The 22,286-nt window shown below is 61.5% G+C and carries 18 protein-coding genes, 2 tRNA genes and 1 pseudogene; 6 read left to right on the forward strand and 15 right to left on the reverse strand.

The features are described 5' to 3' along the window. The first annotated feature begins 60 nt into the window (after window positions 1-60). Complete coding sequence (locus tag NVV93_RS13180; protein WP_258251098.1) at window positions 61-1,821, forward strand: bifunctional diguanylate cyclase/phosphodiesterase; 1,761 nt, start codon at window positions 61-63, stop codon at window positions 1,819-1,821. Window positions 1,822-1,834: 13 nt separating this feature from the next. On the opposite strand, the gene NVV93_RS13185 is transcribed toward NVV93_RS13180, so the two are convergent. The 7 genes from NVV93_RS13185 to NVV93_RS13215 form a co-directional block, all read right to left on the reverse strand. Further along, window positions 1,835-2,314, reverse strand: a complete 480-nt coding sequence (locus NVV93_RS13185) for a tetratricopeptide repeat protein (protein WP_258254365.1) — start codon at window positions 2,312-2,314, stop codon at window positions 1,835-1,837. Beyond that, window positions 2,307-2,672: a hypothetical protein gene (locus NVV93_RS13190; protein WP_258251099.1), complete on the reverse strand. Its 366-nt coding sequence runs from the start codon at window positions 2,670-2,672 to the stop codon at window positions 2,307-2,309. The genes NVV93_RS13185 and NVV93_RS13190 overlap by 8 nt, the downstream gene beginning before the upstream one ends. Continuing rightward, window positions 2,669-2,986: a helix-turn-helix domain-containing protein gene (locus tag NVV93_RS13195; protein WP_258251100.1), complete on the reverse strand. Its 318-nt coding sequence runs from the start codon at window positions 2,984-2,986 to the stop codon at window positions 2,669-2,671. Before NVV93_RS13195 ends, NVV93_RS13190 begins: the two co-directional genes overlap by 4 nt. Before the next feature lie 77 nt (window positions 2,987-3,063). Next, on the reverse strand, window positions 3,064-3,504 hold the full coding sequence (locus NVV93_RS13200; RefSeq protein WP_258251101.1) for a YkvA family protein: 441 nt from the start codon (window positions 3,502-3,504) through the stop codon (window positions 3,064-3,066). A 362-nt stretch (window positions 3,505-3,866) separates the two neighbouring features. Then, window positions 3,867-4,583 carry an FKBP-type peptidyl-prolyl cis-trans isomerase gene (locus tag NVV93_RS13205; RefSeq protein WP_258251102.1) on the reverse strand — a complete coding sequence of 239 codons (717 nt, stop codon included), beginning with the start codon at window positions 4,581-4,583 and terminating at the stop codon, window positions 3,867-3,869. A 181-nt stretch (window positions 4,584-4,764) separates the two neighbouring features. After that, window positions 4,765-4,841: transfer RNA gene (locus tag NVV93_RS13210), tRNA-Asp, on the reverse strand. A gap of 19 nt (window positions 4,842-4,860) precedes the next feature. Continuing rightward, window positions 4,861-4,936: transfer RNA gene (locus NVV93_RS13215), tRNA-Val, on the reverse strand. A 161-nt stretch (window positions 4,937-5,097) separates the two neighbouring features. Between NVV93_RS13215 and rdgC the strand changes: the two genes are divergently transcribed. Together rdgC and sugE are read left to right on the forward strand one after the other, a co-directional pair. Then, the gene (gene rdgC / locus NVV93_RS13220) at window positions 5,098-6,018 is read left to right on the forward strand and encodes a recombination-associated protein RdgC (protein WP_258251103.1); all 921 of its coding nucleotides are present in this window, start codon (window positions 5,098-5,100) and stop codon (window positions 6,016-6,018) included. Between the two features lie 169 nt (window positions 6,019-6,187). Continuing rightward, window positions 6,188-6,502 (forward strand): quaternary ammonium compound efflux SMR transporter SugE, encoded by a 315-nt coding sequence (gene sugE, locus NVV93_RS13225; protein WP_258251104.1) that lies wholly within the window; start codon window positions 6,188-6,190, stop codon window positions 6,500-6,502. Window positions 6,503-6,541: 39 nt separating this feature from the next. Here sugE and NVV93_RS13230 read toward each other — a convergent pair whose 3' ends face one another. From NVV93_RS13230 to NVV93_RS13255, 6 genes and pseudogenes are all read right to left on the reverse strand, one after another. Continuing rightward, window positions 6,542-8,416, reverse strand: coding sequence for an MFS transporter (locus NVV93_RS13230; protein WP_258251105.1), 1,875 nt, complete (start codon window positions 8,414-8,416; stop codon window positions 6,542-6,544). A 163-nt stretch (window positions 8,417-8,579) separates the two neighbouring features. Beyond that, complete coding sequence (locus NVV93_RS13235) at window positions 8,580-10,712, reverse strand: TonB-dependent siderophore receptor (RefSeq protein ID WP_258251106.1); 2,133 nt, start codon at window positions 10,710-10,712, stop codon at window positions 8,580-8,582. A 116-nt stretch (window positions 10,713-10,828) separates the two neighbouring features. Next, on the reverse strand, window positions 10,829-11,158 hold the full coding sequence (locus NVV93_RS13240; RefSeq protein ID WP_258251107.1) for an AzlD domain-containing protein: 330 nt from the start codon (window positions 11,156-11,158) through the stop codon (window positions 10,829-10,831). Beyond that, window positions 11,158-11,871: an AzlC family ABC transporter permease gene (locus NVV93_RS13245; protein ID WP_258251108.1), complete on the reverse strand. Its 714-nt coding sequence runs from the start codon at window positions 11,869-11,871 to the stop codon at window positions 11,158-11,160. The genes NVV93_RS13240 and NVV93_RS13245 overlap by 1 nt, the downstream gene beginning before the upstream one ends. 97 nt (window positions 11,872-11,968) lie before the next feature. Then, window positions 11,969-12,803: pseudogene (locus NVV93_RS13250) on the reverse strand (AraC family transcriptional regulator). A gap of 3 nt (window positions 12,804-12,806) precedes the next feature. Next, complete coding sequence (locus tag NVV93_RS13255; protein WP_258251109.1) at window positions 12,807-13,376, reverse strand: GNAT family N-acetyltransferase; 570 nt, start codon at window positions 13,374-13,376, stop codon at window positions 12,807-12,809. Between the two features lie 358 nt (window positions 13,377-13,734). Here NVV93_RS13255 and NVV93_RS13260 point away from each other — a divergent pair, with 358 nt between their 5' ends. Continuing rightward, complete coding sequence (locus NVV93_RS13260; RefSeq protein ID WP_258251110.1) at window positions 13,735-17,208, forward strand: PAS domain-containing hybrid sensor histidine kinase/response regulator; 3,474 nt, start codon at window positions 13,735-13,737, stop codon at window positions 17,206-17,208. A 159-nt stretch (window positions 17,209-17,367) separates the two neighbouring features. On the opposite strand, the gene NVV93_RS13265 is transcribed toward NVV93_RS13260, so the two are convergent. Further along, window positions 17,368-18,183, reverse strand: coding sequence for a MerR family transcriptional regulator (locus NVV93_RS13265; protein WP_258251111.1), 816 nt, complete (start codon window positions 18,181-18,183; stop codon window positions 17,368-17,370). 178 nt (window positions 18,184-18,361) lie between these two features. Here NVV93_RS13265 and NVV93_RS13270 point away from each other — a divergent pair, with 178 nt between their 5' ends. After that, complete coding sequence (locus tag NVV93_RS13270; RefSeq protein ID WP_258251112.1) at window positions 18,362-19,324, forward strand: alpha/beta fold hydrolase; 963 nt, start codon at window positions 18,362-18,364, stop codon at window positions 19,322-19,324. Between the two features lie 48 nt (window positions 19,325-19,372). Continuing rightward, window positions 19,373-20,263 (forward strand): metal-dependent hydrolase, encoded by an 891-nt coding sequence (locus NVV93_RS13275; RefSeq protein ID WP_258251113.1) that lies wholly within the window; start codon window positions 19,373-19,375, stop codon window positions 20,261-20,263. A 50-nt stretch (window positions 20,264-20,313) separates the two neighbouring features. On the opposite strand, the gene rmuC is transcribed toward NVV93_RS13275, so the two are convergent. Next, window positions 20,314-21,672: a DNA recombination protein RmuC gene (gene rmuC / locus NVV93_RS13280; RefSeq protein WP_258254366.1), complete on the reverse strand. Its 1,359-nt coding sequence runs from the start codon at window positions 21,670-21,672 to the stop codon at window positions 20,314-20,316. Window positions 21,673-22,286: the final 614 nt, after the last annotated feature.

The raw sequence follows: 22,286 nt of genomic DNA on the forward strand, positions 1-22,286 counted from the left end.
CGTGAAATAAGGGGCTGATAGCGATATCAGCCCCTTTTATTTTGCCGACCGAGAGCTTCCATGACCGTCACCGAGCAGTTGAGCGCGCTGGATTTGATCCTCGCTCACGGCGACTTGCACAGCCTGTTCCAACCGATTCTGTCACTCTCCGAACGACGCATTCTCGGCTATGAGGCTCTGACCAGGGGCCCATCCAATAGCCCCCTGCACTCACCCATCAACCTGTTCGGCGTGGCCCGTCATGCCGGTCGCTTGAGCGAACTGGAGTTGGCCTGCCGAAAAAGCGCTTGTCGCCGCTTCAGCGAACAGCAGCTTGAGGGAAAGCTGTTTCTCAACGTTTCGCCAGAGTCCTTGCTAGACCCTCACTACCAGCCTGGCCGCACGTTACAACTGCTGCAGAAATTCGGTATCTGTCCCGAGCGCGTGGTGATCGAGTTGACGGAGCAGTCGCCGACCGAGGACTTCGCACTGCTCGATACCGCACTACACCACTATCGGGCGATGGGCTTTTCAATAGCCTTGGACGACCTTGGCGCCGGCTACTCCAGTCTGCGCCTGTGGTCCGAACTACGCCCCGATTACGTGAAGATCGATCGACACTTCATCGACGGCATTCATCAGGATGCAGTCAAGCGCGAGTTCGTCGAATCCATTCTGAAAATGGCCAAAGCGTCGCGGGCACAAGTCATAGCCGAGGGTATCGAGCGGCCAGAGGAGCTCGATGTACTGGCGGAAATGGGTGTGGATTTGGTTCAGGGCTACCTGCTCTGCCGCCCGCAAGAACAGCCCATTCGTGACGCGCGCAGTTTGCTGCCGCTCCTACAGACCAACAGCGCGGCAATCAGCGAAGAAGGAAGCGACCTCAGCGCGCTGCTTATCGAACAGCAGGCAGTCAGTCATGACCGAGCGATCGCCGAGGTGCTGGATGCCTTTCGCGTGCAGGCAAATTTGAATTCGCTGGCGGTGCTCGACGAACAAGGGCAACCAATGGGCATCGTGCATCGCCATTCGTTATCGGATGCCCTGCTCAAGCCGTTTGCCACCGATCTGCTGGCGCGCAAGCCGATCAGCCGACTGATGAGCATTGATTTTCTCGCCATCGAAATCGATCAATCGCTACAGAAAGCCAGCCGACTGTTGACCAGCCGGGCACGTCAACGCATCGAGGAAGATTTCATTATCACTCGCAGAGGTCACTACGCGGGCCTGGGGCGGGTTATCGATGTGCTGAAGCTGATTACCGAGTTGAAGATTCAGCAAGCTCGCCACGCAAATCCACTCACGCTTTTGCCCGGGAATGTACCCATTCAGCAATGCCTGACCCGTCTTCTGCAGCAAACCCGCCAAGCCGTGATCTGCTACGTGGATATCGATAGCTTCAAACCCTTCAACGATTTGTATGGCTACGCCAAAGGGGACGAAGTGCTGCTCTGCCTGGCGCAGTGCTTGAAGGAGCAAGTCGACCCGGCGCGCGATTTTGTCGGCCATATTGGCGGTGACGATTTTCTATTGGTGATGGGCTCGGAAGATTGGCGCAGCCGTCTCAATCGATTGCTCGAAGATTTTCAGGGGCAATGTCGGCGTTTCTATCACGCCGAGCATCTCCAAGCGGGTTGCTTCACTGGCCATAATCGCCAAGGTCAGCGCGAGGAATATCCGTTGCTATCACTGTCTGTCGGCGTCGTGCAGTTGCATCCACAAAGCTGCGAACAACTGGATGCCAGCCAACTGGCGAGCCTGGCCTCGGAGGCCAAGCGCCACGCCAAAGGTGTGCCTGGCTATAGCCTGCATATCATCGATACGCTGAAGCTCTCGGCCTAACTGCTTGCGGCTCTCAGAGACCGCGCTCGCTAGCCAGCGCGGCATAACGGTCAGCCTGCTGCGTATCGGCTGGCAAGCCTGCACCACCGGTACGGTACAGCTCGGCCAAACGCCGGCTCGCCAGCGGATGCCCTGCATTGGACGCCAGAACCCACCAGCGTGCAGCTTCGCGGCCATCTGGTGCTTGGCGGCTATCGCCGGCCAGGCTTAGCACACCGAGCTGGTAAGCGGCTTTACCGTCACCCGCTGTTGCCGCCTGGCGTAACAAGCGAATGCCCTCCTCACGCGAACCAAATCCCTGGCCGCGAAATATCAGCAGATGCCCGTAGAAGCTTTGTGCGGACTGATCGCCTAAAGCGGCCAGGCGAGAAAATTGACCCTGCATCCATTGCCAAGCGCGAGGCTGGCGAACCAACCACGCCCAACGCATCAGTCGCCGCGCGCACCAATAGCCGAGCCGCGCACGCAGCTGCCAGAGCCACATGTCAGCAATCCTCGGGATAGCTGAACTCAAATACTCGCACCACTTCCGCTGCATGCCAGGATGCTGCTGCCACGCCATCGGGAGGACCGGCAAAGCGTCCCAGATGTACCACGCTGTCGAAGAAACCTGTGCGCGGCAAGCGGCTTGCCCCCTGACTGATGACCAACGCGCTGCGTAACGGCCGGTCGGCGCGCGCATCCAAGGCCGCCAAGTGTTCCAAGGCGGCAGTCAGGGTCTGCATGGCCGGGGTGGGCAGTTCCAAACGTTCAATGAGAGCTCGATAGGTCAGGAGATGACGCTGTCGCCGTGCATCTTCAAGCTCGCCAAGAAGCGCCTGCCAATGCTGTCGACTGATCCGTACACTCAAACCTCTTCCCCCCAACCATCAACGCCCAGATTCCATGCCAAGGCGCGCTGGATAGCCGCGTCCGGTTGACGCTCTCCTCTTTCGATCATAGCTAAATACGGCGGACTGACGCCTACAGCCTTTGCCAATTGCTCAAGGGTCAGGCCCTTTTCTTCACGCAAACGTGTGAGCTGGTCTAAACCGCAACGTACCGTGGCTACTACGGTGGCGGCCTTCGAACCTTTTCCGGCGGCTTGCAATAACGCCTGGTACTCCGCCCAAGGCAAAACGGCGTACTCTGGCTCACCATCACGCATGATCATCTGCACGTTCATTTATTTCCCACGACATCCATTGAACGCGCTCATCTTAACAGGACAAATTCGCGCTCAGCGCACCATGCCTGATTCAATCATCCCTTACCGCGCAGGGTGCGTGGCGACGGCAATGTCAACAGCTTCGCCCGCCGCTTAGGCGACTGCGCTTCGCGCCATGTGCGAAAAGCATCCAGCTCGTGTCGCCAGGTACTCATCAGCCAAGCCAGAACGGCGAAATCATCGACAAAGCCCACGCCCAATAGAAAGTCTGGAATCGCGTCCAACGGCGAAAGGAAATACGCCAATGCCGCTACGACTGAGAGTAACGCCTGCTTGCTGATCGCTCGGTATTCGCCCCGCCACCAAGCAATACAAAGCGACTGCAGGAGGAGTAAATCGTCTTTGACGCCAGCTAGTCGTCGCCCCTTCCCTGCACTCTTTCGAGCCACAGCCAACAGCAATAACGGCAGCCGTCCTTGGCTGAGGAAACGCTGGGCAATCGGTAGGTAACGATCGAATTTCCATGGTGCTTTCATCTCAATACCTCGCAAACGCCGGTACTAAAGGGCTCGCACAGGTTATCCACGGAACCTGTGGATAACCTTGTTAACAAAATCTGAGTGATTGAGGCAAACGCCCGTCCCGCATGGCTTTCGGTTAGATCGGGCAATTTTTAAACACAGGAAAAAAACAAATAAATTCAATAAGTTAAAAAATTTGAAAAAATCCGAGATTCGCCCCTAAAAAACAATTCGGAACGCCCGTGCAATGTGCATAACCGTAACACTTCCTCCCTCATCTCGCTAAGTTGAGACGCCACGATCAACAGCGCGTTCGTTATTTTCCACCAGAAACAACAACGCCCCGTCGAGACGGGGCGTTGTTGAAATCGAGTCGCTTACTGTTGCTGTTGCTGCTGCGCCGCCGGGTCCTTGATGGACAGCAGTTCGAGGTCGAACACCAGCACCGAATTAGCCGGAATCGCCGGGCTTGGGCTTTGCGCGCCGTAGGCCAGTTCGCTCGGGATATACAGTTTGTACTTTTCGCCCACATGCATCAGCTGCAGACCTTCAACCCAACCCGGAATCACTCCGTTCACTGGCAGATCAATCGGGCTACCACGTTCGACCGAACTGTCGAACACTTTGCCATCAGTCAGTTTTCCTTCGTAATGAACGGTCACTACGTCGGTAGGCTTAGGCTGGGCGCCGTCGGCTTTCTTCACAACTTCATACTGCAAGCCAGAAGCGGTAGTCACCACACCTTCACGCTTGCCGTTCTCTTCGAGGAATTTCTTGCCAGCTGCGGCGGATTCTTCATTCACCTTGGCCATGCGCTCTTCGGAACGCTTTTGCAAAAAGGCGAAGGCCTCAACCAGTTCTTCATCTTTCAATTTTTGATCTTTCTTACCAATCGCGTCTTCGATGCCTTGCGCTACAGCCTTGGAATCCAGGTCAGTCATGCCTTCCTGCGCCAAGCTTTTGCCCATGTTCAGACCGATGCCGTAGGAGGCTTTCTGGGCTGGGGTTTTCAGCTCTACGCTGGTCTGCGAATCGCAACCCGCGAGAACCAACCCCACAAGGGCCATTGCCGCCGCTAAACGATGTTGTTTCATACTTTTTCCTTGTCTGTGCTGTGCGCCAAAGGCTGTCGAGTGAAGGCGCGAGCTTAGCAGGCCGCCACATTTACTGGCTACGGCCATAGGAACGAGAAAACCTGAATAAGTTCAGGTATTTGGGTAGCTATCGAGGAGAAATAAGGACTGAAGGAAACAGAGGTGAAGCGAGGAGGGAAAATGGCGCAGCGGACGGGACTCGAACCCGCGACCCCCGGCGTGACAGGCCGGTATTCTAACCGACTGAACTACCGCTGCGCGTAACACTAAGAAGGATTGGTGGGTGATGACGGGATCGAACCGCCGACCCTCTGCTTGTAAGGCAGATGCTCTCCCGGCTGAGCTAATCACCCTTCACTCTCGGTGTGGCGCGCATTCTACGGAGCGACAAACACCCTGGCAACCTCTTTTTGAAATAGTTTTCACTGACGCACCAAAGGCTTAGCTCAGGGTTGGCCTATTCCGGCAGGGAGAGAATAATGCGCGCTTTATGCGGCATTGGAGATTTACCGTCATGTGGTTTCGCAACCTGCTCGTCTATCGCCTTACTCAGGATCTGCCTTTTGACGCCGAAGCTCTGGAGGCAGCACTGGCCGCTAAGCCTGCTCGCCCGTGCGCTAGCCAGGAGCTGACCACTTATGGATTCGTCGCACCGTTCGGCAAGGGCGAAGACGCCCCATTGGTGCATGTCAGCCAAGATTTCCTGCTGATTGCCGCTCGTAAGGAAGAACGTATTTTGCCGGGCAGCGTGGTGCGGGATGCGCTCAAGGAGAAGGTCGATGAAATCGAAGCCACGCAAATGCGTAAGGTCTACAAGAAGGAACGTGACCAGATAAAGGATGAAATCATCCAGGCCTTCCTGCCACGCGCATTCATTCGTCGCTCAGCCACTTTCGCGGCGATCGCGCCCAAGCAAGGCCTGATCCTGGTCAACTCTGCCAGCCCCAAACGCGCCGAAGACTTGCTCTCGACCCTGCGTGAAGTCATTGGCTCGCTGCCAGTGCGTCCGCTAACCGTGAAAATCGCGCCGACGGCCACGCTTACCGACTGGCTGAAAAACCAGCAAGCCGCTGCCGATTTCACCGTGCTCGACGAATGCGAGCTGCGCGATACCGCAGAAGATGGTGGCGTGGTCCGCTGCAAGCGTCAGGACCTGGCCGGCGATGAAATCCAGCTGCACCTGTCCTCTGGCAAAGTAGCCACCCAACTGTCATTGGCATGGCAGGACAAGCTGTCCTTCGTCCTCGATGACAAGATGATCGTCAAACGCCTGCGTTTCGAAGACTTGCTGACCGATCAGGCCGAACAAGATGGCGGCGACGACGCGCTCAGCCAACAGGACGCCAGCTTTGCCTTGATGATGCTGACCTTCAACGAGTTCCTGCCGGCCTTGTTCGAAGCCCTCGGCGGCGAGGAAACTCCGCAAGGCATCTGATATTCCTGCGGGCGCAGGCCAATCGACCGCGCCCTTGCAGCCGCCCAAGAAAGCCCGAAAAACTTGCCCGACAAGTCAACAATTGGCAAAATCGGCATTCTTGTGAGGACGACCTCAACGCGCTGCTGCGTAATTCTCGTCGGGGACGGCCCCTATCAAGGAGCTCGGTATGCCCTGGATCATCTTGTTCTTCGCTGGACTGTTCGAAGTCGGCTGGGCCATTGGCCTGAAGTACACCGACGGCTTCACCCGCCCTCTTCCCACCGCTCTGACCATCGCAGCGATGCTAGTCAGCCTGGGTCTGCTTGGCCTGGCCATGAAAGATCTGCCGCTCGGCACCGCTTATGCGATCTGGACCGGAGTCGGCGCCGTCGGCACGGTAATCGCCGGGATCATTCTGTTCGGTGAATCCATGGCACTGCTGCGCCTGATCAGCGTGGCGTTGATCGTCTGCGGGCTGATTGGCCTCAAAGTCAGCCATTAACAGCTGGCCCCTCTCCGTCCACGGGAGAGGGGCCAGGCTTCAGCGCAACGAACCCCGCAACTCGTTCACCTGAGCCTGCAGAAGCTGTGGATTGGCCTGCTCGGGCGCTAGCGGCGTGCCCGCCACCAGCGTGATGCGCGACCACAGCCGGCGGAACAGCCCACGACTCGGCGCACGGCTGAAGAAGCTACCCCACAAGCCTTGCAGCGCCATGGGAATCACCGGCACCGGATTTTCTTCGAGAATCCGAGCAATGCCGCTTCTGAACTCATCCACCTCGCCGTCACCGGTCAACTTGCCCTCGGGGAAGATGCACACCACCTCGCCTGCACGCAGGTATTCACCGATCCGTTTGAAGGCCGCGTCATAGATCAGCAGATCCTCGTTACGCCCGGCGACCGGCACGGTGCCGGCGGTACGGAAGATGAAGTTGAGCACCGGCAAGCGGTAGATCTTGTAATACATCACGAACCGCACCGGCCGACGCACCGCGCCACCGATCAGCAGCGCATCGACGAACGACACGTGGTTACAGACCAGCACCGCCGCGCCTTCTTCGGGAATCGCCTGCAAGCCACGATGTTCGACGCGGTACATGGAATGGCTGAGCAGCCAGATCAGGAAGCGCACGGTGAACTCGGGGACGATTTTAAAAATGTAGCTATTCACCGCGATGTTCATCAACGACACCACCAGGAACAGCTGGGGGATCGATAACCCGGCCACGCTAAGAAACAGGATCGAGGCAATCGCCGAGACCACCATGAACAACGCGTTGAGGATGTTATTGGCGGCGATCACCCGCGCTCGTTCGCTCTCGGCGGTCCGCGACTGGATCAGCGCGTACAGCGGCACGATATAGAAGCCGCCGAAGACGCCGATACCCAGGATCGAGCCGAGTATCCACCAGGCCTGGCCGTAGCCGAGCACCGCCAGCCAATCATGCGGTGCGGCCGCCAGCGGAAAACCGCCCGAGCACCACCACAGCAGCAGACCAAACACCGTCAGGCCAATCGAGCCGAACGGCACCAGGCCGATTTCCACCTTATGCCCGGACAGCCGTTCGCAGAGCATCGAGCCCAGTGCGATGCCCACCGAGAACACGGTGAGGATCAGCGTTACCACCGTCTCGTCGCCGTGCAACCACTCCTTGGCATACGCCGGGATCTGGGTGAGATAGATCGCGCCGAGAAACCAGAACCACGAGTTGCCAACCAATGAGCGCGACACCGCCGGGCGCTGCCCAAGGCCCAAGCGCAGGATCGACCAGGATTGGCGAAAGATATTCCAGTCCAGTTTCAGCGAAGGCAACGCCGCCGCCGCATAGGGAATCCCCCGACTGCTCAGGTAACCGCCGCACGCCACCAGCACGATGGCAGTGGCTACCACGGGGGCGTAGGCGTGGCTCGACATCATCACGCCAGCACCGATGGTGCCGGCCAGGATTGCCAGGAAGGTGCCCATTTCCACCAGGGCGTTACCACCGACCAGCTCGTTCTCGCGCAGCGCGGCCGGCAAAATCGAATATTTCACCGGACCGAACAGTGCGGAGTGGGTGCCCATGCCGAACAGCGCAATAAACATCAGCGGCAGGTTATTGAGCAGGAAGCCTGCCGCACCGATCAGCATGATGACGATCTCGGCCACTTTGATGGCGCGGATCAGCCGGTGCTTGGTGAATTTCTCCCCGAACTGCCCGCCCAACGCGGAAAACAGAAAGAACGGCAGGATAAACAGCAGCGCACACAGGTTGACCAATATCGTGCGGTCACCGGAGACGTTGAGCTTGAACAGGATGGCGAGGATCAGCGACTGCTTGAAGATGTTGTCGTTGAACGCACCAAGTAGCTGAGTAATGAAAAACGGCAGGAAACGCTTCTTGCCCAGCAGGGCGAATTGCGAGTGTTGGGTCATCGTCCTTGTCACCTTAAAGGGTCGTGGAAAGCCGCGAGCGCGGCGAAACCGTCCAGAGCTGATAGGACGGCACATGGCGCACCACAAGCCACAGTTTTCGCCAGGCGGATGACCGACGCATGAAAAAAGGGCGCCAATGGCGCCCTTTTTTACCCTCTGCGGATCAGAAGCTGACCCCAGCCTGGACGAACAGGGTGCGCGGTTGACCGAGGTACTTGCCGTAGTTGTTGTCCAGCGAACGGGTGAAGTACTCGTGACCGAGCAGGTTCTTCACCCCGACGCCGAGCGTCAGGTTCGACAGCTGCGGGCCGAAGGCGTACTCGCCGCGGGCGTTCCAGATCGCGTAGCCGGGGATGTCGCCGTAGCGGCCATCGGCGGTTTCGTCGCGGTAATAGATGCCGTTGGCGACGTCGGCAACGTACTGCTGCGACTGGGCGAAGCCGTCGAGGTTCCAGGTCCAGCGGTTGCGCGTGTAGCGCAGGCCGAGGGTGGAGGTGATGCGCGAATAGAAGTTGAGGTCCTGGTCGGCGAACACACCCTTGTCGGCGGTGGCCTTGGTGTAGGTGAAGCTGGCGTAGGTGGACAGCCCGTCGAGCATCGGATCGAGGCTGCCGAGGTCGTAGCTCAGCGCCGTCTCGATGCCTTGGTGGGTGGTCGCGCCGAGCTGCGTCCAGCCGTCCTGCTTGGCGTACTGCAGCTGACTGTCGAATTCGATGCGGAACAATGTCACCTCGCCGCGCCAGGCGCCGTTGTCGTAGCGCGTGCCGAGCTCGTAGGTGTGCGCCTTCTCCGGCTCCAGGCCCGGGCCAACTTCGTTGCCGTAGGACGGTAGCGGCGCTCCGGGGTCCTGACCGAGCTGGAAGTACTGCAGGCAGCCGAACGAGGTGTTGTAGTTGGCGTACAGCTTCCAGGCATCGGAGAGGTGGTACATGACGTTCAGCGACGGCAGCGGCTCGAGGTAGTTGACCTCGCGCTCGTAGCCCTTCAGGCGGTTGTGCCAGGTGGTGCGCACCCGCTCGTAGCGCAGCCCCGGGGTGACCGTCCAGCGGCCGACGTCGATACGGTCATCGATGTACACCGAATGCGCTTCGGTGCCGCCGGTGTTGTCGGCGGTCTCGGTGAATGGCGTGGTGTACGGCGTGCCGCTGGCGCGCTTGTACACCGCGCTGCTCTTGGTCTGCTCGTGCATGCCCTCGTCGACGTAGCGGTAGCCGACGCCAACCTCATGGGCGACTTCGCCCCACAGGAACAGCTGCGAGTAGCGCGGCTCGATGCCGAACACGTGGTAGTTGCGCGGGTAGGACATCAGCTGGTCATTGACCGCGCTGCGCTCGGTGACGATATTGCTGCCTCGGTAGCTCTCGTAATAGTACGAGCCCAGCTCGAAGGTGCGGTTGGCGTCCGGGGTACGGGTGTATTTGAAGGAGAAGTCCTTGCGCTCGCCTTCGAAGCTGTCGTACGAGCGCACCGACTGGTAAGGATCGTCGTCGAATTGTGCGGCATTCAGGCCGCCAGGCATGTCGGCGTCGGCGCGGTAGTAGTGCAGGCTGGTCGCCAGCTCGTCGATCTCGCTGAGGGCAAACTTGTTCTTCAGCATGAAATCGTCGACCAGTGTGCCGTCGTTGTCGTCACGGTAGCCGGCGCCGCGAATGCCGGAATAGAGCAGCGCCGCGCCCATGCCGTTGTCGGCGGTGCCGCCGAGGAACGCGCTTGTCTGGGTCTTGAAGCCGCCGTGCCCGGCCACTTCGGTACCGATGTTGACGTTGCCAGCCTGGGTCTCGGGGATCTCGCGGGTCACGAAGTTGATGATGCCACCGACGTTCTGCGGGCCGTAGCGCACTGCCCCGCCGCCACGCACCACGTCGATCTTCTCCAGGTTGCCGACCGCCACCGGGGCCAGCGACAGCTGCGGCTGGCCGTAGGGCGCGAAGGCCATCGGCACGCCGTCGATGAGGATGGTCGAACGCGGAGACAGGCGCGCGGTGAGGCCGCGGGCGCCGACGTTGAGGGCCAGGTCGCTGCCGCCGGTGCCGTTGCTTTCCTGCACCTGCAGGCCGGGTACCCGGCGCAGCAGTTCGCGGACCTGCTTGGCGCCGCTTTCCTCGATGGTCTGCTGACTGACCACGCTACGCGCGCCCGGGTGGTTCTTGACGTCCTCATCGGTCGCCTCGCCCAACCAGTCGCCGACCACCTCGACGTTGCCCAGTTCGAGTTCCTCGGCCGCGACCGAAGTGATGGCGCCCAGCGCCAGCGCGACGCCCAGAGCCAGGCGCGAAGGCATTCCGACAGACTGCATAACGTGTCTTCCCCAATCCACGGCCTCGAGCGGCCGGTAAAAAGGGGCGCAAATTACGCGAAAGGCTTTCCGACGTAAATACGAGGAATTAGCCAATAGGAATACTTTGGCGACTTTCAGACAGGCAGTTGCCCAAGTGCCCAGCGCAGCAGGAAGAAGATCAGCAAACCACCGAGAATGGTGCCCAGCAGATGGCGACTCAGCGCGGCGATGAGGATGGTCGCCAGACCGGCCAGCAGGAAGGCGTTGTCCAGCGACACCTGCAAGTGCTGGCCATCGGGCATGAACATGCCCGGCACCACGATCGCCGTGAGCACGGCAGTCGGCACGTAGTGCAGGCCCTGACGCACCACCGGCGGGAAGCGCAAGTCCGGCCAGGCGAACAGGCTGTAGCGAATCGCGAAGGTGATCGCCGCCATGCCGAGAATCAGCCACCAGGTCTGCATCACACGCCCTCCTCTGCCTGCTGCCAGGCGGCGCGGCGTTCCAGCACGATACCCACGGCGATGCCGGACAGCGCCGCCGCCATCAGCCCGAGCTTGTACGGCAGCTCGTTGCACAGCAGCACCACTGCGCCGGCGACCAATGCCGCGGCTATCTGCGGACGACTCTTGAGCATCGGCACGACGATGCCGATGAAGGTCGCCAGCATGGCGAAATCCAGGCCCCAGGCCGCCAGGTTCGGCACCGCTTGGCCGAACAGCACGCCCACCACGGTGCTCAGCTGCCAGTTGAGGTACATGGTCAGCGCCGCGCCGCAGTAGTACCAATGCTTGTGCGGCGACGCGTCACGTTCGGCGTAGCGGTGCTGGACCACGGCGAAGGCTTCGTCGGTCAGCCAGAACGCCAGCGGCATGCGCCAGCGCTTCGGCAGATGGCGCACGAAGGGTTGCAAGGTGGCGCTGTACAGCGCGTGGCGCAGGTTGACCACGAAGGTGGTGAGCAGCACCACGGCCACCCCGGCGCCGCCGCCGATCAGGGTGATGGCGATGAACTGCGCCGAACCGGCGAACACCAGCAGCGACATGCCCAGGGTCTGCCAAACCGACAGCCCGTAGCTGCTGGCCAGGGAGCCGAAGATGATGCCGAACGGGATCGCGCCGACCACCAATGGGACGATATCGCGCGCACCTTGCAGGAATTCGTGTTGACGGGACATGCCACCTCCTTGAACGCCTGAGGTTAGCGCGCGGGTCGGAGAGCGTCTTGAACGATCTTGCTACTCGTCGGATGACTGCAGTGCGGCGTGATCCAGCCTAGCGGGTGCAGGCCTTGCGGTACTCGCCCGGCGCCACGCCATAGGCCTGCTTGAACTGGCGACTCAAGTGGCTCTGATCGGCGAAGCCCAGCTGTGCGGCGACGCCGATCGGCGCGCAACCGGCCTTGAGCAACAGCCGCGCCTGCTCCAGACGCCGTTGTTTGAGCCAGGCGTGCGGTGGCAGCCCGGTTGTAGCGCGGAACACGCGGGCGAAATGGAACGGCGACAGGTTCACCGCCGCCGCCAACTGCTCCAGCGACGGCGGCTCGGCCAACTGGCTGCTCAGCAGTTCCTTGGCCTGCGCCACCGCGCGCGGCTCGCGGCTCGCGGCCCGGTTCCAGCGCCAGCGGCAAACAGGCATGACGCTGGAACAGCAGCAGGATCGCTTCGCGCCACGCGGTCTGCTGCTGCAAGGCGCTGGCACCGCCATCCAGCAAGCGGTGCAGCGCAGCGAAGGCCACGTGCAATTTCGGGTCCTGCAGCACGCTGCTGGCGAATGACGGTAAGCCGCTGCGAGCGAATCCCAACTCGCCGAGCACGTCGCTGACCTGGGCGCTGTCCGGGTAAAACGCCCGGTAGCGCCAGCCCTGCTCATGCGCCTTGGAGCCGGTGTGCACCTCGTCCGGATTGATCAGCACCATGCTGCCGACCGGCGCCAGGTGATCGCTGCCGCGGTGGCGGAAACGCTGCGCGCCGTGCTCGATCACGGTGAACACATAGCCCTCGTGCACATGCGGGGCGAAGCGCTGCTCGACGTAATGTGCATGCAGCAACTCGACGCCCGGCAAGGCATCCGCCTGCCAGAAGTGGGTCTGTTCGCGAACCGCGCCCATGCCTCAGGCGCCGAAACGCGCCTCCAGGCCGGCCTTGACCTGCGGCCAGTCAGCGTCGGTGATGCTGTACATCACGGTATCGTCGAGGCGACCGTCGGCCAACCGCCGGTGGTTACGCAGCACGCCCTCACGTACTGCACCGAGCTTTTCGATGGCGCGCTGCGAGCGCAGGTTGCTGGCGGCGGTCTTCAGCTGCACGCGGACCATCCGCCAGCTTTCAAACGCGTGGCGCAGCATCAGATACTTGATCGTGGTGTTCAGCCCGGTGCCGTGCTGTTCGCGGTCCAGCCAGGTTGCGCCAATCTCGGCGGCCGGCAGATTGGTGATGAAATCGAAATAACGCGTCGTGCCGACCAGGCGCTCGCCGAGACGAATGCACAGCGGCAGGGCCAAATCGTTGCGCTGCTCATTCAAGGCCGCACGGTACCAGTCCAGGCGCAGCGGCCCGGCCATATAGGCCAGCTCGTCGCGGTTGGTCTCGGCCAGCGCCACCAATTCCGGAATATCGCTATCGAGCATGGGTTCCAAGCGCAGTGCGCCACGCTGTAGTGCGACCAATTGCGGCTTGAACATGGGAAATCCTCATCGACGCCAAGCGACATTGTAACTGGCGAAACACTGTGGATGGGGGCTGCGACCTTAGTCGCGCCTGACTGGACTGTACTTTGATGCGACACTGTCAGAAGCCTTAGATTCCCGGCCAACCGCCGGATTAACAGGCAGTTGAAAAACGTAGCGAGCGAAGGCTAGACAAGGCGAAGTCAGGCGAAAAAGCGCAGTTTACGAGCGGTAAATGAGCATTTTGAGCCTGATTTCAACGCGGTATAGCCGAGCGCAGTAGTTTTTCAACGGCCTGTTAGGCTCTGCGCGCAGGTTGCAGAGCATCACGCACCGAGGGGTAATCCCCCGGTGCTTTCAACCCGGAGTACGCATGTCCTTGTCCAGCGGACTGATCGCAGCAGTTGCGTTGATCTATATGGCCATCCTGTTCGCCATCGCCTTCTATGGCGATCGTCGGCGTGCGCCGCTGCCGGCCTCGATGCGCGCCACGGTGTACAGCCTGTCGCTGGCGGTGTATTGCACCAGCTGGACGTTCTTCGGCGCCGTGGGCCAGTCCGCTGGCCAGCTCTGGTCATTCCTGCCGATCTATCTGGGCCCGATCCTGCTGCTGTTATTCGCACCCTGGGTGCTGCAGAAGATCGTGATGATCAGCAAGCAGGAGAACATCACCTCGATTGCCGACTTCATCGCCGCGCGCTACGGCAAGTCGCAGTCGTTGGCGGTGGTGGTGGCGCTGATCTGCCTGGTCGGCGTGCTGCCCTACATCGCCCTGCAGCTGAAGGGCATCGTCCTCGGCGTGAACCTGCTGACCGGCGCCGGCGCCGACTCCACCGGCACCCGCGCCCAGGACACGGCGCTGATCGTCTCGCTGATCCTGGCACTGTTCGCCATCCTCTTCGGTACCCGCAACCTGGATGTCACCGAGCACCACCGCGGCATGGTGTTGGCGATTGCCTTCGAGTCGCTGGTCAAGCTACTGGCCTTTCTCGCCGTCGGCGCTTACATCACCTATGGCCTGTTCAACGGTTTCGGCGACCTGCTGAGCAAGGCCCAGAGCAGTACGGCCTTGGAAGGATTCTGGGCGGAGACGCTGAACTGGCCGGCGATGCTGGTGCAGACCGGCGTGGCGATGATGGCCATCGTCTGCCTGCCGCGACAGTTCCACGTCACCGTGGTGGAAAACATCGAACCCAAGGATCTGCGGGTGGCGCGCTGGGTATTCCCGCTCTACCTGCTGCTGGCGGCCTTGTTCGTGGTCCCCATCGCCCTGGCCGGGCAGATGCTGCTGCCGGCCGGGATCATTCCCGACTCCTTCGTCATCAGCCTGCCGCTGGCCGAGGCGCATCCGGCGCTGGCGCTGCTGGCTTTCATCGGCGGTGCGTCGGCGGCGACTGGCATGGTCATCGTCGAGGCGGTAGCGCTGTCGACCATGGTCTCCAACGACATGCTGCTGCCGCTGCTGCTGCGGCGCAAGAATGCCGAGCGGCCGTTCGAACTGTTCCGTCACTGGATGCTCTCGGTGCGCCGGGTAAGCATCGTGCTGATTCTGTTGCTCGCCTATGTCAGCTATCGGCTGCTCGGCTCCAACGCCAGCCTGGCGACCATCGGGCAGATCTCCTTTGCCGCGATCACCCAGCTCGCGCCCGCCATGTTTGGTGCGCTGCTATGGAAACAGGCCAACCGCCGCGGCGTATTCGCCGGTCTGGCGATGGGTTCGCTGATGTGGTTCTACACCCTGGTGCTGCCGGTGATCGCACGCGGTCTGGGCTGGTCGGTGGACAGTATTCCCGGCCTGGCGGTGCTGCTCTACCAGCCCATTGGCATTGATGTCGAGCCGCTGACCCGGGGCGTGGTGCTGTCGCTGGCCAGCAATTTCCTGCTGTTCGTGTGGGTTTCGTACTTCTCCCGCACGCGGGTCACCGAGCATTGGCAGGCCGGGCGTTTCATCGGCCAGTTCGCCGGCAGCAAACCCAGCAACCGCAGCCTGCTGGCGGTCCAGGTCGAAGACCTGCTGACCCTGGCCAGCCGCTTCGTCGGTGAGGAGCGCGCGCGGCAGAGTTTCCTGCGCTTCGCCTACCGCCAGGGCAAGGGCTTCAACCCCAGCCAGCCGGCCAATAGCGAATGGATCGTCCATACCGAGCACCTGCTGGCCGGCGTGCTCGGCGCCTCGTCGACCCGCGCGGTGGTCAAGGCGGCCATCGAGGGCCGCGAGATGCAGGTCGAGGATGTGGTGCGCATCGTCGACGAAGCCTCGGAAGTGCTGCAGTTCAACCGCGCCCTGCTGCAGGGAGCGATCGAGAACATCACCCAGGGCATCAGTGTGGTCGACCAGTCGCTGCGACTGGTGGCCTGGAACCGTCGCTATCTGGAACTGTTCGAATATCCGGACGACCTGATCAGCGTCGGCCGGCCGATCGCCGACATTATCCGCTACAACGCCGAGCGCGGCCTGTGCGGCCCAGGCGCAGTCGAGCAACACATCGACAAGCGCCTGTACTGGATGCGCCAGGGCAACGCCCACACCTCCGAGCGGCTGTTCCCCAACGGCCGGGTGATCGAGCTGATCGGCAACCCGATGCCCGGCGGCGGCTTCGTCATGAGCTTCACCGACATCACCGCCTTCCGCGAAGCCGAGCAAGCGCTCAAGGACGCCAACGAGGGGCTGGAACAGCGGGTCGTCGAGCGCACCCAGGAGCTCTCGCAACTGAACCAGGAGTTGGGCGCCGCCAAGGGCGTCGCCGAGTCCGCCAACCAGTCGAAAACCCGCTTCCTGGCTGCCGTCAGCCATGACCTGATGCAGCCGCTGAATGCCGCGCGACTGTTTTCCGCCGCCCTCGCCCACCAGCCTGAAGTGCTGCCGCGCGATGCACAGGAGTTGGTACGTCATCTGGACAGCTCGCTACGCTCGGCCGAAGACCTGATCAGTGACCTGCTGGACATCTCGCGCCTGGAAAATGGCCGCGTCACACCGGAGCGCATCGCCTTCCCGCTGAACAACCTGTTCGATGCCCTGGGCGCCGAGTTCAAGGTTCTCGCCCTGGAGCAAGGCATAGATTTCCGGGTGCAAGGCAGCACGCTACGGGTCGACAGCGATATCAAGCTACTGCGCCGGGTGCTGCAGAACTTCCTCACCAACGCCTTCCGCTACGCCAAGGGCCATGTGCTGCTCGGCGTACGCCGGCAGGGCGAGCAGCTGCGCCTGGAGGTCTGGGACCGTGGCCCGGGGATTCCCGAGGACAAGCGCAAGGTGATTTTCGAGGAGTTCAAACGCCTGGATAGCCACCAAACCCGCGCCGAAAAAGGCCTGGGGTTGGGCTTGGCCATCGCCGACGGGCTCTGTCGAGTGCTGGACCATCAGCTGGAAGTCCGTTCATGGCCAGGCCAAGGCAGCGTATTCAGCGTCAGCGTGCCACTAGCCAAAAGCGCGGCACCGGCCAAGAGCGTGGTCGCCGAAATCAACGGCCAGGCACTCAGCGGCACCCAGGTGCTGTGCATCGACAACGAAGACAGCATCCTCACCGGTATGCACAGCCTACTCTCGCGCTGGGGCTGCCAGGTCTGGACGGCGCGCAACCGCCTGGAATGCGAGCACTTGCTCGACGAGGCGGTGCGTCCGCAAGTGGCGCTGGTCGACTATCACCTGGACGAAGGCGAAACCGGCACCGAGCTGATGGCCTGGCTGCGCACCCGCTTGGGCGAGCCGGTGCCGGGCGTGGTGATCAGTGCCGATGGGCGCCCGGAATTGATTGCCCAAGTGCACGCCGCCGGTCTCGACTACCTGGCCAAACCGGTCAAGCCGGCGGCCCTGCGCGCCCTGCTGAGCCGCCATCTGGCGTTGCGCTAACAGGCCGTTGAAAAACTACTGCGCTCGGCTATACCGCGTTGAAATCAGGCTCAAAATGCTCATTTACCACTCGTAAACTGCGCTTTTTCGCCTGATTGCGCCTTGTCTAGCCTTCGCTCGCTACGTTTTTCAACGGCCTGCTAAACGGCGCGCGGCAGGTTATGAAGGGCTGAGGAAACCGCGCAACACATCACCGACCCGCTCACCCAATTCCACATCCGCCGCGGCGTGCAGCGCCTGCGCCAGTTCGCTGTCGACCACTTGCTCGACCAGCGGCCGCAGCTGCAGCAATTGCTCGTTAAGCGCTTGCAGCTGATCGACATGCGGCAAGCTGTTGCTCAGCAGCGGGTTAACTAGATGCTGAACGATCATCTGCACGATGCTACTGGCCACCGGCTGCAGACTCTGGCGGATCGAGGCGAACAGTTCGAGCAGCGTCGGCAGCGGAATCCCCACGCGATGCAACTCCACGCCAGCGGCAAACACCCGCGGGTTGAGGACGCGCAGGTGATCGCCGGCGAACTCCACCAGGCCCAGGCGCTGGGCCAGATCCAGGTTGTGATCGGTCAGCTCAGCGCCGAACAGCGCCTGTAATTCGGCGAACTCCAGGAGGGTCGGCTCGACCTGATTCCAGGCGCCGACGATAGCCTGCTCCAGACCCAATACCTGCGCCAGACCCTGGCCCTGCTCCCAGGCGGCGAGCAACTCGCGAATGCTCGCCAGGCTATAGCCACGCTCGAGCAGTTGGCCGATCAGCCGCAAACGCGCCAGATGCGTTGCGTGGTACACGCCGATGCGGCCACGGCGCTCTGGGGGCGCCAGCAGGCCGCGATCCTGATAGGCACGCAAATTCCGCACGGTGGTACCCGCCGCGTCGGCCAGTTCATCGACACTGTATTCGCGCGCGGCAGCCACTTGTGCGGCGCTTGGCCCGCGGGCCAACAGGCGGCCGAGAAAGCTTGAGGAGTCGTTCATCGCCCGATCATAGCGGTCGCGGCAAGCCACCAACAACACACCGAGATTGAATGCCGAGACATTGAGTAGCTCGGTAACAGCGCTAGCGAGCGCGCATATTGCGACTGACCATTGGATAAGTTTCCGACCGCGGCCGAACTTGCCATCGTTTGATGTAACAATTGATCGGAGATGGTTTATGCCCACCGCCTTGTCTGCATCTGCACTGACTGCAACTCATGCCCTGCCTGTGGCCAAGATGCCTGCCGCTGCGGAAAAACTACGTATCCAGGGCGATGGCGTCGAACTGGCCGTCTATCGCTGGGGCAATAGCGAGGGCCCGGTGCTGTTGCTGGTGCATGGTTACCCGGACAACCATGAAGTCTGGCTGCCCTTGATCAACGAGCTGTCCGCCGACTACCAGATCATCAGTTACGACGTGCGCGGCTTCGGCGCCTCGCAGATCCCCCGGCGCACCCAGGACTATCGTCTGGCCCGGCTGGCCAACGACCTGGAAGCGGTGATCAAGGCCCTCAGCCCGGACCGCCCCGTGCACCTGGTCGCCCATGACTGGGGTTCGATCCAGACCTGGGAAGCCGTCACCGAACCGCGTATCCAGCCGCTGCTGGCGTCTTACACCACCATTTCCGGACCGTGCCTGGATCATGTCGGCCACTGGATGCGCGATCGCCTCAAGGAAAAACGCCTGGCCTCGTTGCTCAAGGTCGGCAGCCAGTTGCTCAGCTCCTGGTACATCGGTTTCTTTCATACCCCATGGTTGCCGGAGTTCCTCTGGCGTAATGGCCTGACCCGCGCGTGGCCGACGATCTTGGCGCGCCTCGAGGGCATCCACGACCCCCACCCCAACAGCACGCTCTGCTCCGATGGACAGCATGGGGTCAAGCTCTACCGGGCCAACTTCATCACTACGATGTTCAACCCGCGTGAACGTTACACCCCGGTGCCAGTGCAGCTGATCGTGCCGACTCGCGATCGCTTCGTGCATCCACAACTGTTCGAACAACTGCAGCGCTGGGCACCCAATCTGTCGCGCCGGGAAATCCGCGCCGGGCATTGGCAGTTACTCACCGAACCGCAGCAGCTGGCCCTGTGGATCCATGAGTACATCGAGCAGTTGGGCGCCCCCGCCCCACACGCCTGACGCCGCTTCACTCAATACCCCGGCCTGCCGCCGCCAAGGAGAACAACAATGACCGAGCAACATCACCGCCTGGAGCAACGCAAGGTGCGCTTCGACTTCGCCGATACCCCGCTGCATTGGGTACCCAACGAACCGGAGGCCTCGCACATCATGAACACCTTGCACATTCTCCTGCCGGCCGGCGAGTTCTGGTTCTGCAAGGTCTACAACAAGGCTCTGCCGCTGGTGACCGACGAGCGCCTGCGCGACGACGTGCGTGGCTTCATCAAGCAGGAAGCACAGCACGCCCGAGCCCACGACAGCGCCCTGCAGCCTTATCTGGATCGCCACGGGATCAATTCGAAACCGTTCACCCGCCGCCTCAGCTGGCTGTTCGACAAACCCTTGGGCGAGCTGCCGATCGGCGACCATGCGCTTGGCCGAGGCTTGAAACATTGGTGGCTGCTGCAGCGGGTCGGCCTGATCGCCGCTGTCGAACACTTCACCTGCGTGCTCGGCAACTGGATCATCACCACCGATAAACTGGACAACGCCGATCCGGTAATGATCGACCTGCTGCGCTGGCACGGTGCCGAGGAAGTCGAGCACCGCTGTGTCGCTCACGATCTGCACGTCGGCCTGGGCGGCAGCATGGTGATGCGTTGGTTCTATATGGTCATTGCCTGCATTGCGCTGACTTATCTGTTCAGCGCCGGCTCGGGAATGATGATGCGCCAGGATCCGGCCACTCGCCGCAGCCCAGGCTTCCTGCGGCTGTGGTCGCGTTTGGGCAAGCGCGGTTTTTTGCCTACCCCAGGCAGCATCGGTCGCGCAGTGGGGCGTTACTTCGCGCCCGGCTACCATCCGCGTACCGAGGGCGATGTCAACGTAGCGCTGAACTACCTGGCCAACTCACCGGCTGCCCAGCGCGCCGCCGCGGAACTGCAGGCCATGGCCTAGCGGCGGCGCACGTCGCCCCTCTCCTATTTATGGGGGAGAGAGCAAAGCTGTCACTCCCCCGCCTCATCCAGCAACGGCACAGCGGCGCGCTCGAGCAATTCGACCGGCAGGCTCTTGCTGGCCCGCGCGCCCAGCAGCTTGAGATTCTCGACCCGACTGACGATGTTGCCGCGGCCATCGCAGAGTTTGTTGCGCGCCGCCGCATACGCCTTGTCCAGCTGCACCAGGCGGCTGCCCATCTCGTCGAGATCCTGAATAAAGGCGGCAAACTTGTCGTACAACGCCCCGGCGCGCTCGGCGATTTCGCGGGCGTTCTGGCTCTGCCGTTCCTGGCGCCAGAGGCTGTCGATCACCCGCAACGTGGCCAGCAAGGTGGTCGGGCTGACGATGACGATGTGCTGATCGTAGGCTTCCTGGAACAACCCGGGATCGGCCTGCAACGCGGCCGCGAAAGCCGCCTCGATGGGCACGAACAGCAGCACGAAATCCAGGCTGTGCAGGCCTTCCAAACGCTGGTATTCCTTGACCGACAAGCCTTTCAGATGGTTGCGCAGCGACAGCACATGCTGTTTCAGCGCCAACTGGCGCACTGATTCGTCGTCGGCGGCGATCCATTGCTGGTACGCGGTCAGGCTGACCTTGGCGTCGACCACCACTTGCTTGTCGCCCGGCAGTTGGATCAACACATCCGGCTGGAAGCGCTCGCCATCACCACCCTTGAGACTGACCTGCGTCTGGTATTCACGACCTTTCTCCAGCCCGGCATGTTCGAGTACCCGCTCAAGCACCAACTCGCCCCAATTGCCCTGTGTTTTCTGGCCCTTGAGCGCCTGGCTCAGGTTGGTCGCTTCATCGCTCAAGCGCTGATTGAGCAACTGCAGGCGCTCCAGCTCCTTGCCGAGCGAAAAGCGCTCCCGCGCCTCTTGCTGATAACTTTCCTCGACGCGCTTTTCGAACGACTGGATGCGTTCCTTGAGCGGATCGAGCAGCTGGCCGAGGCGTTGCTGACTGGTTTCGGCAAAACGCTGTTCGCGCTCGTCGAAGATTTTCCCGGCCAGCTCGGCGAACTGCGCACGTAACTCGTCGCGCGAACCCTGCAAATCGGCGAGCCGCTGTTGGTGACTGTCTTGCTGCTCGCGCAGTTCGGCGGCGAGCGAGGCGCGCTCGGCATCCAGTCGGCGCAACTCGCTTTCCTTCTGCTCGCGCTCGAGGGTCCAGGCGTGGGCGGCATCACGGCTGGCGCGCTGATCGACCCGCAACAGTTCGACCTCACGCCGCTGCGCCGCCAGTTCCGCCTGCTGCAGCGCCTTCACTTCAGCGAGTTCGGCGACTTCCCCGCGGTAGTCGTCCAACTGCGCGCTCAGACCATCCTGCGCCAACTGCGCATGGCTCAAGCGCTCCTCGAGCAACGCCGTGTCGCTCTGCAGTCGGCTCAGACGCCGATACAGGTGCCCCGCCAAGGCCAAAAGCGGCAACGCGGCGGCGACCAGGCCAATTAACAGGTTGGATACATCGATAGGCATACGTGGCTCCGCACCAGACTGCCGGGCAGTATACCCAGCGCCGCGCAACTCAGCGGGCTTCGCGGGGACGGCAGCAGGCTGCGCTTGTGAGCTTTTTATTTACCCGAAAAAGGCTTGCGCAAACGGCCGGAAAGTGAACTTCGCCACTGGCAAATTTCAATCCACAAAATCTGTGGATAACTCCGTGGACAACTTGGGCGCAAGCCTCGCCACCCCCTGTGCAGCGGGCCTCACAGTCAAGTTGATGTTTTTTTCACCAGCAAAAAAATCCCATATTTTTCATTGACTTAAAAAATTGCCATACAGAATCAAGATGTTACGCGCGACTGCCACAGTAGCTTAATAAGGAGCCTTTCCATTGTGCACAACACTGCTCCGCCGATGGGCGTAACGCCCTTTTTGTGGGCAAGCAGCACAGCCTGACTCTGGCCCGCTCTCGCTAAAAAAGACCATCCCAGCGAGTCGTTTATGGCAGAAGAAAAGGTGTATCTGCCGAGCAA

It is taken from the genome of Pseudomonas sp. LS44 (assembly GCF_024730785.1).
In the GTDB taxonomy this organism is placed as follows: domain Bacteria; phylum Pseudomonadota; class Gammaproteobacteria; order Pseudomonadales; family Pseudomonadaceae; genus Aquipseudomonas.